Consider the following 15,538-nt stretch of genomic DNA (forward strand, 5'->3'; position numbering starts at 1 on the left):
ACCTCGGACGGATTCAGGACGGGGTGGTCGGGCCGGAGCTGCCGCCGCTGGCGTGCCAGAGCCGGCTCGGCGGCCGCTTGACCGCCTCCCCCGCGTGGCCGATGTCGGAGTAGGGGGACATCGCGAACCCGTTGGCGTACAGGACGCGGCGGGGCGAGGGGCGCGCCCGGCCGCCGTCGCGCCGCACCGGGGCCATCGCCCGCCGCAGCGCCTCGTCGCCGCCCTCCCGCCACGCCTCGTACAGGGCGGTCAGGTCCCAGCAGTCGAAGCCGGTCAGCGACACCGCCCGCTCGCCCGGACGGCGCAGCCGCCCCCGCACGACCATCAGCCAGGACCCGAAGACGGTGGCGGCGCAGCGGTCCTGCACCGACTCGAAGAAGGCCAGGTCGACCGGGCCGGTGGAATCGTCCAGGGTCGCGAAGATCACCCGCTGCCCGGACCGCACCGCGGGCGTCTGGGTGGCGACCTTGACCCCCGCGACCAGCAGGTCCTCGCCGGCGCGGCGGCGGGGCAGGTCGCGGGCGCGGACGACGCCGAGCCGGTCGAGCAGCCCGTCGTAGAACGAGAGCACGTGCCGGCTGACGTCCATGCCGAGGATCTCCAGCTCGGCCTCGACCATCTCGCCGGGCGTCATCGGCGGCAGCTCCCCGATCGCCAGCGGCTCGAACGTCCCGCCCCCGTCGAGGCTGGGAGCTCCCGCGCCGTCGAGCGGGAGCTGGCCCTCGACCACGCCCCGGCCCGGCCGCACCGACGAGCGCTCCAGCGCCCCGACCCGGATGAGCAGGTCGCGCCGGGACGGCACGCCCTCGACCGGTTCGGGGGACCCGCCGATGCCGTAGAGGGCGTCGAACCCTCCGGCCAGGACGAGCCGTTCGGTGACGGGACGGGAGACGCGGGCGCGGTGCCAGAAGTCGGTCAGCGAGCGGTAGGGGCGCCCGGCGACGAGCCGTCCGGTCTCGGCGTCGCTGATGCCGCGCACCTCGCCCAGCGCGACCCGGATCCCGAAGCCGTCCGGGGAGCCGGGCACCGGCTCGATCCGCCAGGCGTCCTCCGAGCGGTTGACGTCCAGCGGCAGGATCGGGACGCCGAAGTGCCGGGCGTCGTCGAGGATGACCCGTTTGGGGTACATGCCGGGGTCGTGGGTCAGGACGCCCGCGTAGAACGCCGCCGGATGGTGCCGTTTGAGCCAGGCCGACTGGTAGGTGGGCAGGGCGAAGGAGGCGGCGTGCGCCTTGCAGAACCCGAACGCGCCGAACGCGGTGAGCGTCCGCCACACCTTCCCGACCGTGGCCTCGTCGTAGCCGCGGGCCAGGGCCGCCTCGCGGAACCACTCGCCGACCTCGGCCTGCCCCTGCTCGTCGGCCAGGGCGCGGCGGGCCGCCTCCGCGTCCGACAGCCCGCAGCCGGTCATGACGTCGAGGACGCGCAGGACCTGCTCGTGGAACACCACCACGCCGAGGCTCTCGCGCAGGGGCCCGGCCAGGTCGGGGTGCGGGTACGCGGGGGCGCGGCGGCCGTGGCGGGCGTCCAGGAACGGCGACACCATGTCGGAGTTGACCGGGCCGGGCCGGAACAGCGAGATGTCGATGACCAGGTCGTCGAGGGTGCGCGGCTGCAGCTTGCCGACCAGCTCGCGCTGGCCCGGCGACTCGATCTGGAAGCAGCCCAGCGTGCGGGAGGTGCGGATCATCGCGTAGGTGGCGGCGTCGTCGTGCGGGATCGCCTCCAGGTCGACGCGGCCGCCGCCGGCCCGGTCGATCTCGTCCACCGCGTGCGCCATCGCCGACTGCATCCGGACGCCGAGGACGTCGAGCTTGAGCAGCCCCATGGCCTCGACGTCCTCCTTGTCGAACTGGCTCATCGGGAAGTCCAGCAGGCTCTGCTCGACCGGGCTGCGGTCGCGGAGCGTGGCGTTGGACAGCAGGACGCCGCAGGGGTGCATGGCGATGTGGCGGGGCAGGCCGTCGAGCCGCTCGGCGATCCGGAACAGCACCTCCAGCCGCCCGTGCGCCAGGTTGCTCTGCCGCAGCTCGGGCAGGTCGTGCAGGGCGGTGCGGATCTGCCGGGCCCGCACCCGCGGGAACGCCTTGGCGATCGCGTCGATCTCGGCCGGGGGCAGCCCGACCGCGCCGCCCACCTCGCGGATCGCGCTGCGCGCCCGGTAGGTCTCCATCATCGACACGCACGCGACGGCGTCGGAGCCGAACCGGTCGAACAGGGCCCGGTAGGCGTCCAGCCGCCGCGCCGACTCCACGTCGAGGTCGATGTCGGGCAGGCCGGGGCGGCTGTCGGCCAGGAACCGCTCCATGACCAGGTCGTGCCGGAGCGGGTCGAGGTCGCCGATGCCGAGCAGGTAGTTGACCAGGCTGCCCGCGCCCGAGCCGCGGATGGCGCAGCGGATGCCCAGGGAGCGGATCAGCCGGGCGGCCTCGGCGACGGTGAGGAAGTAGGAGGCCAGGCCCTTGCGGGCGATGATGCCGAGCTCGTGCGCGAGCCGCCGGGCCGCCTCGGCCGAGCGCTCCAGGCCGCGCCGCGCCAGGCCCTCCTCGCACCGGGCGACCAGCCGCCCGTGCGGGTCGTCGCCGGTGTCGGGCAGGTGGACGTCGTCCATGCCCAGGTCGCGGCCGGGGTCGAGGGCGCAGCGCTCCGCCAGCCGCCTGGTCTCGGCGAGCAGCGCGGCGGCCTCGTCGCCGCAGCTCAGCTCCGCGACCCGGCGCATCTCGGGGACCGACTTGAGGTAGGCGTGACCGGTCTGGTCGTCCAGGTGGCGGCGGTGCAGCGGGGCCAGCCTGCGCGCCACGTCGAGCACCTGCGCGACCGGGTAGTCGGACGGGTCGCGGTAGCGCACCGCGTTGCCCAGCACGGCGGGGACGCCCGCCTCCCGGGCCAGGGCGAGCATCCGCGCCGCGCGGTGGCCCTCGCCCCTGCCGTGGTGGTCGACGATCTCGACCACCGTCTCGGCGGCCTCCCGCCAGGCCGCCAGCCGCGCCGCGGCCAGGTCGGGACGGCGCATGGCGACGGCCCGGCCCACGTCCGAGCGCGGCCCGAGCAGGACCACCAGCCCGCCGGAGTGCGCACCGACCAGCTCCCGGGTCACCACCGGGGCGCCCCGCCCGCCCTCGGCGTGGGCGGCGGTGACCAGGCGGCACAGCGAGGCCCACCCGGTGGCGCCGGTGGCCAGGACCACGATCCGCTCCTCCGGCTCGGGCACGTTCGCGCCCGCCTGCGGCCGGACGGCGAGGTCGGCGCCCAGCACGGGGCGCAGGCCGGTCGCCCGGCACGCCCGCACGTGCTTGACGGCGCCGTACAGGCCGTCGCGGTCGGTCAGGGCGAGGGTCTCCATGCCCAGCTCGGCGGCGCGTTCGGCGAGCGCCCGCGGGGGCGCGACGCCGTACCGCAGCGAGTAGGAGGAGGCGACATGCAGGTGCACGGCTGCTCAGTCCCACACCCGGGACAGCATCCAGCCGTCGGTGGCGGCGTCGTAGCGCAGCTCGTACACGCCGATCTCCCGGTCGGGCGTCGCCTCGACCCGCCAGAACTCCCGCTCCCCCGTCACCTCCGCCTCCGGCTGCTGCTCGCGCCACCAGTCCCGGGTGGTGACCCAGTGCTCCAGCACCCGCCGGACGCTGTAGAGCCGGCCCCGCCACACGAACCGGACCGGGCGCCCGTCGGTCGTCCACACCTCGACCGGATCGCCGAACACGCGCGTCATCCGCCTTCCCCGCCCTCTGTGTCGTATCGATCACCGCACAGGGGAAGGCATGCGGCCTGTCTCGAACATACGTTCGCGTCCGAGTCTAGGGAAGTCGACCCCCGGGCGGCAAGGCGGGATCACCACGGATATTCCCGGCGCCTACCCGCAAAAGCGCAGGTCAAACCGCCGATTAATGGACAGACCGGATCGGGGTGAGGGCCTGGTGGGACGGCCCGGCCGAGCGGCTCAGCCGAGCAGCCGGGCGAGCCGGTCGGCGACGCCCATGACCTCGGTCACATCGGCGATCCCGCCGCCCGTCCACAGGTAGCTCCAGCCGTCCCCGGCCGGGGTGGCGACCACCATGGCCTGCCGGCGGGTCCGCGGACCCAGCACGGTCAGCACCGACTCCTCGGGGCCGGCCAGCCGCCACAGCAGCCCGCGCCCCTCGACCTCGTACGCGAGCACCGCGAGGTGATGGCGCCGGACCTCGGCGAACTCCTGCGCACCGACAACTGCCACGATCATCCGCCTCTGGGTGTGGGGCCCGGGCCGCCCGGCGACGCGCGGCGTCCGGGCGGCGACAACCGGCGCCGCCCCTCCAGCATGGCCCGTGGCAGGTGATCCCCTCGGGAAATCCGGGAAGGTGGCGCCCTCGTCTTTGATTCTGCCCTCACTCTCCGTGACCTGCCCGTTACCAAACGCCACGGGATGCTTACGCCTCCCGGAGCACCCCAGGTGGGGATGCGGACCGGCGCCCCGCGCGCACACGCTCCGTGATACACAACCCCTGTGAGGCGCGAGCTGAAGAAGCTGCGGACCCGGACGGCCCTGGTGGACGCGGCCCTCGAACTCTTCCTGGAGAAGGGGTACGAGGCGACGACGATCGACGAGATCGTGGCGGCCGTCCAGATGTCCCAGCGCACCTTCTTCCGCTACTTCGCCACCAAGGAGGACGTGGTCACCGGCTTCCTCGCCGAGTACGACGAGGTGATGAAGGAGGCGCTGGCCGCCCGCCCGCCCGGCGAGCGGCCCCTCACCGCGCTGTACGAGTCGCTGCGCGCGGTGCTGGCGGCGATCGCCGAGAGCGAGCCGGAGGCCGCCGCCCGCTTCCGCAGGGTCCGCCAGGTGATCGAGGCCAACCCGCCGCTGGTGGCCGCGCAGATGGCCCGGCACGCCGCGGCGGAGGGCGAGCTGGTGACGCTGGTCGCGGGGCGGCTGGGGACCGATCCGGCCGACGACGTCCGGCCCCGGCTGATCGTCGCCTTCCACACCGCCGCCGCCCGGGTGGCGTTCGAGGACTGCGCCCGGCACGGCGTCTGGGAACCCGCACAGGTGGCCGCCCGGGTCGAGGCCGTCATGAAGCGGGCCCGGGACGAGCTGCCCCGCTGGATCTGACGCCCGCTCCGGCCGTCCCTATACAAGCGCGACATTCCAGGACTTGCCGCTAAGGTTTGCAGACGATGACCACGCATCTGGGCGCGAACTCCGGGGCGCTGCGGCCGGAGGATCCGCGCGAACTCGGCCGGTACCGGCTGCTGTCGCGGCTCGGCCGGGGCGGCATGGGCACCGTCTTCCTGGGCTCGGACGACGCCGGCCGCAAGGTCGCCGTCAAGGTGATCAACCGCGAGCTGGCCAGCGAGGACGCCTTCCGCGAACGGTTCCGCCGCGAGGTGACCGCGGCCCGGCAGGTCCGCCGCTTCTGCACCGCCCCCGTGCTGGACGCCGAACTCGACCGCGACCCGCTCTACGTCGTGACCGAGTACATCGAGGGCCCCAGCCTGGAGAGCGCGGTCGCGGAGCGCGGCGCGCTGCCCGGCTCCGACCTGGAGGGGCTGGCGGTCGGGGTGGCGACCGCGCTGGCGGCCATCCACGGCGCCGGGATCGTGCACCGCGACCTCAAGCCCGCGAACGTGCTGCTGTCCGCGACCGGCCCGCGGGTGATCGACTTCGGGATCGCGCGGGCGCTGGACGCCGCCGACGGCCCGACCCGTACCGGCCAGTTCGTCGGGACGCCCAACTACCTGCCGCCCGAGCTGCTGCGCGGCCAGGAGGTCACGCCCGCCGCCGACGTGTTCTCCTGGGGCTGCGTGGTCGCCTACGCCGGTACGGGACGCGCGCCGTTCGCGGGCAGCACCGTCCCGGAGATCTTCTACCGGGTGGCGCACGACCCGCCCACGCTGGACGGCCTCGACCCGGGGCTGAAGGACGTGGTCGCCGCCGCGCTCGACAAGGACCCGCAGCGCCGCCCGTCGGTGCAGGAGCTGCTGCAGCGGCTGGTCGGGCACGCGCAGGCCGACCCGGCGCGGCTCGCCGAGACCGTCCAGGCGAGCTGGCACGGCCCCGCCACCGCGCCGCCGCCGCCGTCCACGCCGCCCCCGCCGACCGCCGGGGCCACGCGCGGCGACACCCCGCCCCCGTGGAGGCCGCCGGGCCGGGCGCCGGAAGGCCGCGGGGGCGCAGGCGTCCCGCGCAGGCCGCTGATCATCGGCGCGGCGGCCCTGGCCGCCGTCGTCGCGGGCGCCGCGCTGCTGTTCACCGTCTTCGGCTCGGACGGGCCGCCGGAGCAGGTGGCCACCGAGTTCGCCGACGACTTCTCCAACGAGGGCTCCGGCTGGGGCGATTTCACCGGCCAGTACGACTACAAGGACGGCAGGTACCGCCTGGAGACCAACAGCCTCGACCAGTCCCGCGAGCGCTGGGTGCCCAAGGAGAAGGCCGAGCAGCTGCCCCAGCGGATGCTGGTCTCCGCGACCACCGCCGTCGTGGCGGGCGGTCCCGACAGCCGGTACGGCCTGACGTGCCGCGGCAACGAGTCGACCTCCAGCCAGTACGGGTTCCTGATCCGCAACGACGGCAAGGGCGCGCTGCTGCGCAAGAAGGCCGGCGACCAGGGGACCAAGGAACTCGACAACGTCGACACGGTGCCCGGCTTCAAGGAGAAGGGCGCCAACCGGCTGCAGATCGCCTGCGAGCCCGGCGAGGGCGGCAAGGACATCAGGCTGCGGCTGTGGGTGAACGGCGAGCAGGTGATCGACTACACCGACGCCGACCGGCCGCTGCCCCACGGCTGGGCCGGGCTGTTCATCGAGCGAGGCGGGAACGCGGCCCAGAGGACCGCGGTGGACTTCGACGACTTCGACCTGTCGAAGATCCTCGGCTGAGCGTCCCGGCTCAGCCGAGGTAGCCGGTGATCCAGCGGTCCAGCTCGGCGAAGACCCGCTCCCTGGCGGGCTTGGCCGACAGCACCAGGTCGTGGAGGCCGCCCTCGATCCGTACCAGCGTCACGTGGCGGCCGAGGCGGGGCGCCCAGCGCGCCATGTGCTCCACGTCCAGGACGGCGTCCGCGCCGCTCAGGTCGGCGACCCCCGGCTTGGGCCTGACGCTGCGGTCCGACGACATCACCAGGACGGGCACGTCGATGCCGAGCCCCGCGTGCACGCGCAGCTGCCCGCGCCGCACGGCGGCCAGCCACGCGGCCCGCACCGGGAAGCCGAGCAGCGGCTTCCACTCCAGGTCGAACTCCCACTCGCCCTCGTGGTCGCGGTGGATGCTGCGCGGGTAGAGGTCGGACACCCCGGCGGGCAGCTTCGCCGCCGGGAACCGCCGCCCGAGCACCCTGGCCAGGCCCGCGCCCAGCTTCCGCATCACCAGCGGCTCGTTGATGTCGAGGAACGGGCTGTTGAGGAAGAGCCCGTCGACCAGCCCCCGGCCCTTGACCCGGTCCGCGTACAGCGCCGCCACCAGGCCGCCGGTGGAGTGGCCGTTGAGGAGCAGAACGTCGTGGCCGTCCTCCTCCCGGACGATCCGCACCGCCTCGTCGATCTCCGGAAAGTAGTCGGTGAGGCTGTTGACGAAGTTGGGCGTCTGGTGGGGGCGCAGCGACCGCCCGTACTTGCGCAGGTCGAGGGCGTAGAAGTCGAAGCCGCGCTCGACGTAGAAGTCGGCGAGGTGCTTCTGGAAGAAGTAGTCGATGAAGCCGTGCACGTACAGGACGGCGCGGCGGCCGGGGTCGGTGCGGCGGCGCCTGACGAGGGTGGCGACGACCTCGCCCTCGGCGTCCTCGCCGAGCGGCAGCTCGATCGCCTCGTACCCGGAACCGAGCACATCGGTCGTCACGTCCATGAATCGCGCCCCCTCAGTTGAATCCGGCCTGCATGGCTGGAAATCTAACCTCCTGCCGCCCCCGTATCCTCCCAGGAGCCGCACGATGCCGAGCCCGCTGCGCGACAACGACCCCAGGCGGCTGGGCGAGTACCGGATCGTCGGGAGGCTGGGCCGCGGCGGCATGGGCACCGTCTTCCAGGGCGAGGACGCGGCGGGGCGGCCGGTCGCGGTCAAGGTCATCAACGCGGAGCTGGCCGACGAGCCCGCCTTCCACGAGCGCTTCCGCCGCGAGGTGACGGCCGCCCGGCGGGTCCGCCGCTTCTGCACGGCGCCCGTGCTGGACGCCGAACTCGACCGCGACCCGCTGTACGTCGTCACCGAGTACGTCGACGGCCCGTCCCTGGACGAGGCGGTCAAGGAGAACGGGCCGCTGCACGGCGGCGGCCTCGACGGCCTGGCGGTCGGCATCGCGACCGCGCTGGGCGCCATCCACGACGCGGGCATCGTGCACCGCGACCTCAAGCCCGCCAACGTGCTGCTGTCCCCCACCGGCCCGCGGGTGATCGACTTCGGGATCGCGCGGGCGCTGGACGCGGTCGACGGCCCCACCCGCACCGGGCAGTTCGTCGGCACCCCCGCCTACATCGCGCCGGAGATCTTCCGATCCGAGGAGATCACTCCCGCCGTCGACGTGTTCTCCTGGGGCTGCGTGATCGCCTTCGCGGGCACGGGCCGGTCGCCGTTCGCCGACTCGACCGTCCCGGCGATCATGCGGCGGGTGATGACCGAGCCGCCCGTGCTGGACGGCCTCGACCCTGCTCTCCGCGACCTCGTCACCGCCGCGCTCGACAAGGACCCGCGCAACCGTCCCACCGTGAGCGACCTGCTGACCCGTCTCACCGGACGCCAGGAGCCGCCCGCACCCGCACCCGCCCCGGCGCCGCCGGAGCAGACCGCCGTACAGGAGCCTGCCCCGAGAAGCCGGCGGCCCTCCGGCTCGCCCAAGCTGCTGATCTTGACGGTCGCCGTCGTGCTCGCGGTCCCCTTCACCATCTTTCAGGCCAGGGACTGGCTCAGCGACCCGGACGAGGCGGTCCCGGACGACACGCGCAGCGTCTTCACCGACGACTTCTCCGACCGGCGGTCGGGCTGGGGCAACAGCGACTACAAGGAGGGCTCGCTCATCGGCTTCGGGTTCAAGCCGGGCGGTACCTACGGGCTGGACGCGGGAGGGATGAACCCGGTCAAGCTCAGGATGTCGCCCGTCACCCGGGAGCGGATGCCCGAATCGGTCCTGGCCACGGTGACGGTCAAGGCCGCGCAGGGCCCGCCGCACGGGATGTTCGGCCTGATCTGCGCCGAGCAGTACGACAACGGCGCCAGCGGCTACCGGTTCCTGGTCCGCCGCGACGGCCAGGGCGCGGTGGTCCGCAAGGTCACCAAGGACCGCGGTTCCAAGGAGCTGGCGCGAATCGGCGAGGTCACGGGCTTCGACACCGCCGGCCCCAACCGCGTCCAGATCGCCTGCGAGCCCGACGGCGACCAGATCTGGCTGCGGATGTGGGTGAACGGCGAGCTCGCCGCCGACATCGACGACACCGACCGCCCGATGCTCAAGGGCAACGTCGGGCTGATCGCCGCCCAGGAGACCGGGGCCGCCGAGGTGCGCGTCGACTTCGACGACTTCGAGATGGCCGAGATCCTTTACTGACCTCACGGCTCGGGCGCTTGCCGCACGTTCACGACCTGGGTCATGCCCTCCTCCTGGATCGCCTGCGGGGCGGGCTTGCGCGCGTCGTGGCTCATCCGGACCAGGATCGCGACCAGGATCCAGTTGGCCATCAGCGAGGACCCGCCCTGGGCCAGGAACGGCGTCGCCAGGCCCGTCAGCGGGATGAGCCTGGTGACGCCCCCGACGATGAGGAACACCTGGAGCGCCAGGATGAACGACACCCCGCCCGCGAAGAGTTTCAGGAACGGATCCCGTGCCGCGACGGCCGTCTTCATCCCCCGCTGCACGAACAACGCGTACATCACCAGCAGCGCCATCAAGCCGGTGAGCCCGATCTCCTCCCCGAGCGAGTCGAAGATGAAGTCGCTGAACGACAGCGGAGTGCGCCACGGCTGCCCCTGGCCGAGTCCGGTGCCCAGTACCCCGCCCGCGCCGAGCGCGTACAGGCCCTGCAACAACTGCGCACTGTCGGCGTACTTGCCATGCAGTTTCGTGCAGGCGCGCAGCCCCGCCCCCAGGTCCCGGCCGGAGGCCGCGGCCTCCTGCTTGTACAGCTCGGTGTCCGGGTTGACGGGGATGACCCTGGCGCCGATCTGGCAGCCGCCGTCGAAGTAGGGCTTGGGGTTCTGCCAGATGTCGATCCGCTGGTTCACGTGGCTCATGAACGGCAGCACGGTCGCGAGGGCGATCCCGGCCGCCAGCAGCCCGACGCCGATCAGCACCCACGAGGTCCGCTGGGTGGCGATGTAGAGCATCGAGATGAACAGGCCGAAGTACAGCAGGGCGGTGCCCAGGTCCTTCTGGACGAACAGCACGCCCAGGCAGACGATCCAGATCACCAGGATCGGGCCCAGGTCGCGGGCGCGCGGCAGGCTGACCGGCCCGATCCGCCGGCCGATCAGCGACATCGCATGCCGCTTGTTGACCAGGTATCCGGCGAAGAGGACGACCAGCATGATCTTGGCGAACTCGCCCGGCTGCAGCGAGAACCCGCCCACCCGGATCCACACCCGGGCCCCGTTGATGGACGCGCCGATGCCCGGCACGATCGGCAACAGCAGCAGCACGACCGCGCTGAGGCCGATCAGGTAGGTGTAGCGCTGCGTGGACTTGGGCGTGAACGACAGCCGGGCGCCGGGCTTGGCGCCGTCCCGCATGATGAGCACGGCGGCCACGAAGAGCGCGATGCCGACGAACGTCCACATCAACTGGCTGGGCGCGTCGGCCGCGTCCTTGGCCACCTCCCCGGTGCCCAGCGCCGCCTGCTTGTCCGCGCTGGTGTCCAGGTCGAGCCGGTAGATCATCGCCAGCCCGAGGCCGTTCAACGCCACCGCCAGCGGCAGCAGCAGCGGATCGGCGTAGGGCGCGAACCTGGCCTGCGCCATGAACGCGATCAGGGCGAGCAGCGCCAGAGCACCCCCGTAGAGGGGCAGGCCCAGCGGGAGCCGCCCGTCCCGTGCGAGCCCGACCTCGGCGAAGGCCGCCAGCGTCAGCGCCATCGCGAAGACGAGCATCCCCAGGCAGGCGGCGTTGCTCTTCTGGAACAGCGGCCCTGCCTTGACCCGTTCCCCGATCCTGTTCACTCGCGATCAACCTCCCCGTGGACGGCCGGGGGTCGGTCATGTTCGGTTGTTCCTCCGGCGGCGCGTCCCATGCCGCCGTTATCGTCCCTTGTCGTGAACGCCACCGAGTTGGACCGACGGGCCCGCACCTACGACGGATGGGTCCCGCCCGAGCTGGTCTCACTGCTGATCGAGCACGGCCACGTGGACGAGGTGCGCGTCCAAGCGCAAGGCGGGGATTGGTACTGCGCGCGCGGGTGGGCGCAGGTGTTGATCGAACGGGATCAGCAAGACGCGGCCCTGGCCGTCCTGGCGCCGTTCGTGGACGCGGGCTGGTCAAAAGCGGCCCGAAGCGTCGCCGACCTCCTCGACGGCTGGGGACGCGGGGACGAGGCGATCGCCCTGCTCCGCCCCCACGCCGGTGATCGGCTAGCCCTGCCGGACCTGGCGAAACTCCTGTCCCGGCACGACAGGACCGCCGAGGCGTTCGACCTCCTCTACCCGCACACCAAGGACTGGTTCCTCGCACAGGCCCTGGTCGACGTGACCGCAGGAACGGACCGGGACGAAGAAGTCGCCCACCTCCTGGAGGCGTACGTCGCCGACGTCCACAGGTTCGAAGCGGAGCCCTGGAACGCCGAGCCGTCGAACGCCGTCGACCTGCTGGCCACGGTCCGCGAGCGGCAGGGGCGGATCGACGAGGCGATAGCTCTCCTGCACACCCGCCACGTGGGCGTGGTCAACAACCGCGATCAGCTCGCCGACCTCCTCGTGCGGCACGGCCGGCACGACGAACTGCGGGAGTACGTCGCCGGGGAAGGAGGCGAAGCGGCGGCCTACTGTCTGGCCGAGCTTCTGGAGGAGCGCGGAGACGTGGAAGGCGCCGTCGAGGTGCTGCGGCCGCTCGCGGACGGTTCACCGAACGCGGCGTTCGCGCTCGCCGAACTGCTGGCCCGGCACGGCCGGGCCGACGAGGCGATCGAGGTCCTCCGGCCGGTGCCGCGCTCGATGGGCGGCGACCCCGAGTGGGTCGTCCGGAAGCTCGGAACACTGCTGGCCGACGAGGGCCGCCTCGACGAGGCGCTGGCGTTCATCGACGCCTTCGACGGCAGGTCGTGGGAGCTGGCCTACGAACGCGCCTGGCTGCTGTCCTACTGCGGCCGGACCGATGAGGCGGTCACAGAACTACGCGCCCACCCCGAGGCGGCCACCTGGTACGGGGCCTGGCTCATCTCCGGCCTCCTGGCCGATGCCGGTCGACTGGACGAGGCCATCGAGGTCCTGCGAACGGGCTCTGATGCCGGGACGAACGCGACCGCCCTGGCCGAACTGCTCATCCGCCAGGGACACGTCAAGGACGCCATGACCGCCCTGCACCAGCGGACGACCGTCGTCCCGTCCTGGACTCCACCCGACCTGTCGGAGAACCCGCCCTTCTGACGTGGGCCTCCGAGCGGGCAACGGAGGGGAGGACGACCGCGCCCACTCGGAGGTGATCAGGGCAGGTCGAGGAGCGCGTAGACGGTCTTGGTGCCGTCCCCTTCGGGCCGCTGCCCCCAGTGCCGCGCGATCTGGTCCACGATCCACATCCCGCGCCCGGACTCGTCCAGCGCGTCCGCCTCGCGGCACACGACCCGTCCCGTACTGGAGTCGCGCACTTCGATCACCAGCATCGTCGGCCACCGCATCATGCGGAATCCGATCGGCGTCCCGGGCGCGGCCGCGATCGCATTGCTGACGAGTTCGGAAATCACCAGGAGCGCATCGTCGGCCAGTCCGTTGAGCCCCCATTTGTCCAGATGGGCATTGGCCAGATCCCGCAGCACCCCATTGGACGAGGGCGCCGCGAGCACTTCGCGTTCCACATAAAGGCCGGAGGGCGGGGTTCCTTGCTCCTGATACATGATCGTCATTCGTTTCGTCCTGGGCGCGAGCCGGGTTCCTTTTCGTTCGGGCCACCCACAATGACGATCCGCGTCGTACTCTGGGAACGCAATCGAATGGTACCCACCCCCGTACCTGCAAGGAGCCCCCCAAATGCCCCCATGTACGCATATTGACCCTCGCGAGAGCCTGCGCGCCCAACTCGCCTACACCCTCCGCACGATGCGCACTCTCAAGGGCCTCAGCCAGGAGCAACTCGCCAAGGAACTGTTCCTCTCCCGCGAGGCCATCACCGCGTACGAGACCCAGCGCAACTTCCCCGACCTCGACACGTGCAAGCAGTTCGACGAGTTCTTCGGCACCGGCGAACTCTTCCAGGCCCAATGGGCCCACGCCCAACGCGAACACGTCCACGAGTGGTTCGAGGCCTACCTCACCCACGAACTCGAAGCCATCCAGATCAAGACCTTCCAGCCCTTGCACATGCCCGGACTACTTCAGACCGAGGAACATGTCAGATCGAACGGCATGCCCAGCCCTCAGATCGAGGATGACATTTCCAAACGACTGGCAAGGCGCGATATTCTCACCCGAGAAGCTGACCCAGCCTTCCTCTTCGCGATACTCGACGAGTCCGTCATACGTCGCCCTATAGGTGGCGCAGAGGTAATGAGGAAGCAACTCCAACATCTCCTCACACTGAGTGAGCTCCCCAACGTCACGATCGAAATCGTCAGAGAACAGGCAGGCTGGTATTTTGGCCTGGACGGCGCCCTAGTCTTCCTGACCAAGCCTGACAACACGTCGGTCGGCTACGTGGAAGCCCAGTTCGGGGGCAGACTTCTCGAGGAGCCGACCAGGGTGGCTAAACTTGGGTTGCGGTTCGATCTGATCAGGGCACGAGCTCTGTCAGAGGACGCCTCCCGCACCCTGATCCGCAAGACGATGGAGACGATTGCAGATGATTCAGTGGCGGAAGAGTAGACACAGCCAAAGCAACGCACAGGGCGAATGCATCGAAGTCTCGATCAATCTCGCCTGGACGACACTCATCCGCGACTCCAAGAACCCTCAGGGCCCCCGCCTGACACTCACACGGAGCGAATTCACCCAACTCATCCACACCATCAAAGCCAGGGCCGTTCCAAGATCGTGAGTGTTGGGTGAGCTGTGCCGTGTCGCGGGATGTCGCGATCTGATCCCGTGCGGCGTGGCGGGCCGGAAATGGGACGAAGCCCCGGCTATGACATGGGTCCTCTCACAGATCCTGTCATTGCTGGAGCTTCGTCGTGGTTCAGTGTGTCACTGCCGCCGCCGAGCCGGGGCTGGCGGCGGCGATTGTTTCGACGCCCGTCGTAGATGTGTGCTGTGACCTGCTGGAACTGCTGGGCGGGGTGTCGGATGGGCGGCCGGGCCAGGGCAGGGATCATCCGGTCGCGGCGGTCCTGGCGCTGGCCGCGGCGGCGGTCGTGGCTGGGATGAGGGGCTACACCGCGATCACCGGGTGGGTCGCCGATGTGCCTGCTGGGGTGCTGGCGGATCTGTACATGCGGGCCGGTGCCGCGCCGGCGAGACCACCATCGAAGTCCACGATCTGGCGGGTGCTCACCGACGCCGATCCCGACGCCTTCGACACCGCGATCGGCAGGTGGCTGATGGGCGGTCTGGCCGCCCGCACCGACCTGCAGGACACTGGTGAACAAGACCCTGGTGAAACGGCATTGATGCAGATCCGGCTGGACGGCAAGACTGTGCGCGGCGCCAAGAAGGCCGACGGGAACCAGCTGCATCTGCCGGCGGCCCTGGCCGGACCTGACGCACAGACCTCGGTGATCGCGGCTCAAGCCCAGGTGCCGGACGCCAGAACCAAGGAACCAGCCGCCGCCCGGGCCATGCTCGGCCAGCTCGACCTCAGTGGCCAGGTCATCACGGCCGACGCCCTGCACACGGTGAAGGCCACCGCCAAGCTCATCTGCGACCGCGGCGGCGAGTTCGTGCTCCCGGTCAAGGAGAACCGGCGAGCCCTGGTCGATGCGCTGGACGCACTGCCCTGGTGCCAGGCCCGCATTGCCCACACCGCCACCGACCGCGGGCACGGCCGGATCACCACCCGCACCACCCAGGTTCTGCCGGTCCCCGACAACCTGCCGTTCCCGCACGTCAGCCAGGTGTTCCTCATCGAACGCCACGTCACTGCCACCGACGGCACCCCGATCTCGGCCGTCGCCCAACTCGGCGTCACCAGCCTCGCCACCCAACAGGCGTCCCCAGCGGATCTGGCCCGATATGTCCAAGGACAGTGGGCCATCGAGGCACTTCACTGGATCCGCGACACCCTCTACCGCGAAGCCCACTCCACCATCCGCACCCGCTCCGGTCCCCGTGTCATGGCCTCCCTGCGCAACCTGGCCATCGGCGCCCTCCGCCTGTCCGGACGCACCGGCATCACCGAAGCCACCCGCTGGGCCGGCCGCTACATGACCAGGCCCTTCACCGTCCTCGGCCTCGCCTATTGATCTCAAACGGCCGCGCTACTTCTCGACGCGGTCGCGGCGTGCGCAT

13 protein-coding genes are annotated in these 15,538 nt (G+C 71.4%); 7 read left to right on the plus strand and 6 right to left on the minus strand.

Annotation, left to right across the window (positions count from 1 at the left end; all coding sequences use genetic code 11):
• Positions 1–13 precede the first annotated feature (13 nt).
• From ACZ466_RS08455 to ACZ466_RS08465, 3 genes are all read right to left on the minus strand, one after another.
• The gene (locus tag ACZ466_RS08455) at positions 14–3,430 is read right to left on the minus strand and encodes a DNA polymerase III subunit alpha (protein ID WP_378282567.1); all 3,417 of its coding nucleotides are present in this window, start codon (positions 3,428–3,430) and stop codon (positions 14–16) included.
• Between the two features lie 6 nt (positions 3,431–3,436).
• Positions 3,437–3,712, minus strand: coding sequence for a DUF6504 family protein (locus ACZ466_RS08460; protein WP_378282566.1), 276 nt, complete (start codon positions 3,710–3,712; stop codon positions 3,437–3,439).
• A 228-nt stretch (positions 3,713–3,940) separates the two neighbouring features.
• Positions 3,941–4,213, minus strand: a complete 273-nt coding sequence (locus tag ACZ466_RS08465; RefSeq protein ID WP_378282565.1) for a hypothetical protein — start codon at positions 4,211–4,213, stop codon at positions 3,941–3,943.
• Positions 4,214–4,483: 270 nt separating this feature from the next.
• Between ACZ466_RS08465 and ACZ466_RS08470 the strand changes: the two genes are divergently transcribed.
• Positions 4,484–5,089 carry a TetR family transcriptional regulator gene (locus tag ACZ466_RS08470; protein WP_378282564.1) on the plus strand — a complete coding sequence of 202 codons (606 nt, stop codon included), beginning with the start codon at positions 4,484–4,486 and terminating at the stop codon, positions 5,087–5,089.
• Positions 5,090–5,154: 65 nt separating this feature from the next.
• A complete protein-coding gene (locus ACZ466_RS08475) occupies positions 5,155–6,855 on the plus strand; it encodes a serine/threonine-protein kinase (protein WP_378282563.1) in 1,701 nt (566 codons plus the stop codon).
• 10 nt (positions 6,856–6,865) lie between these two features.
• On the opposite strand, the gene ACZ466_RS08480 is transcribed toward ACZ466_RS08475, so the two are convergent.
• Positions 6,866–7,816, minus strand: a complete 951-nt coding sequence (locus tag ACZ466_RS08480; protein ID WP_378282562.1) for an alpha/beta hydrolase — start codon at positions 7,814–7,816, stop codon at positions 6,866–6,868.
• Between the two features lie 85 nt (positions 7,817–7,901).
• Here ACZ466_RS08480 and ACZ466_RS08485 point away from each other — a divergent pair, with 85 nt between their 5' ends.
• Positions 7,902–9,509 carry a serine/threonine-protein kinase gene (locus ACZ466_RS08485; protein WP_378282561.1) on the plus strand — a complete coding sequence of 536 codons (1,608 nt, stop codon included), beginning with the start codon at positions 7,902–7,904 and terminating at the stop codon, positions 9,507–9,509.
• A gap of 2 nt (positions 9,510–9,511) precedes the next feature.
• Here ACZ466_RS08485 and ACZ466_RS08490 read toward each other — a convergent pair whose 3' ends face one another.
• Positions 9,512–11,113, minus strand: coding sequence for an FtsW/RodA/SpoVE family cell cycle protein (locus tag ACZ466_RS08490; RefSeq protein WP_378282560.1), 1,602 nt, complete (start codon positions 11,111–11,113; stop codon positions 9,512–9,514).
• Positions 11,114–11,206: 93 nt separating this feature from the next.
• On the opposite strand from ACZ466_RS08490, the gene ACZ466_RS08495 reads away from it, so the two are divergent.
• Complete coding sequence (locus ACZ466_RS08495; RefSeq protein ID WP_378282559.1) at positions 11,207–12,532, plus strand: tetratricopeptide repeat protein; 1,326 nt, start codon at positions 11,207–11,209, stop codon at positions 12,530–12,532.
• Positions 12,533–12,588: 56 nt separating this feature from the next.
• Here the strand turns inward: ACZ466_RS08495 and ACZ466_RS08500 are convergent, their stop codons facing one another.
• Positions 12,589–13,005, minus strand: a complete 417-nt coding sequence (locus ACZ466_RS08500) for an ATP-binding protein (protein WP_378282558.1) — start codon at positions 13,003–13,005, stop codon at positions 12,589–12,591.
• Between the two features lie 124 nt (positions 13,006–13,129).
• Between ACZ466_RS08500 and ACZ466_RS08505 the strand changes: the two genes are divergently transcribed.
• The 3 genes from ACZ466_RS08505 (at position 13,130) to ACZ466_RS08515 (ending at position 15,492) form a co-directional block, all read left to right on the plus strand.
• Positions 13,130–13,960, plus strand: a complete 831-nt coding sequence (locus ACZ466_RS08505; protein WP_378282557.1) for a helix-turn-helix domain-containing protein — start codon at positions 13,130–13,132, stop codon at positions 13,958–13,960.
• Positions 13,938–14,132, plus strand: a complete 195-nt coding sequence (locus tag ACZ466_RS08510; RefSeq protein WP_378282556.1) for a DUF397 domain-containing protein — start codon at positions 13,938–13,940, stop codon at positions 14,130–14,132. Before ACZ466_RS08505 ends, ACZ466_RS08510 begins: the two co-directional genes overlap by 23 nt.
• A gap of 205 nt (positions 14,133–14,337) precedes the next feature.
• Positions 14,338–15,492 carry an ISAs1 family transposase gene (locus tag ACZ466_RS08515; RefSeq protein ID WP_464044009.1) on the plus strand — a complete coding sequence of 385 codons (1,155 nt, stop codon included), beginning with the start codon at positions 14,338–14,340 and terminating at the stop codon, positions 15,490–15,492.
• The last annotated feature ends 46 nt before the right edge of the window (positions 15,493–15,538 follow it).

The organism is Actinomadura rugatobispora (genome assembly GCF_055379765.1).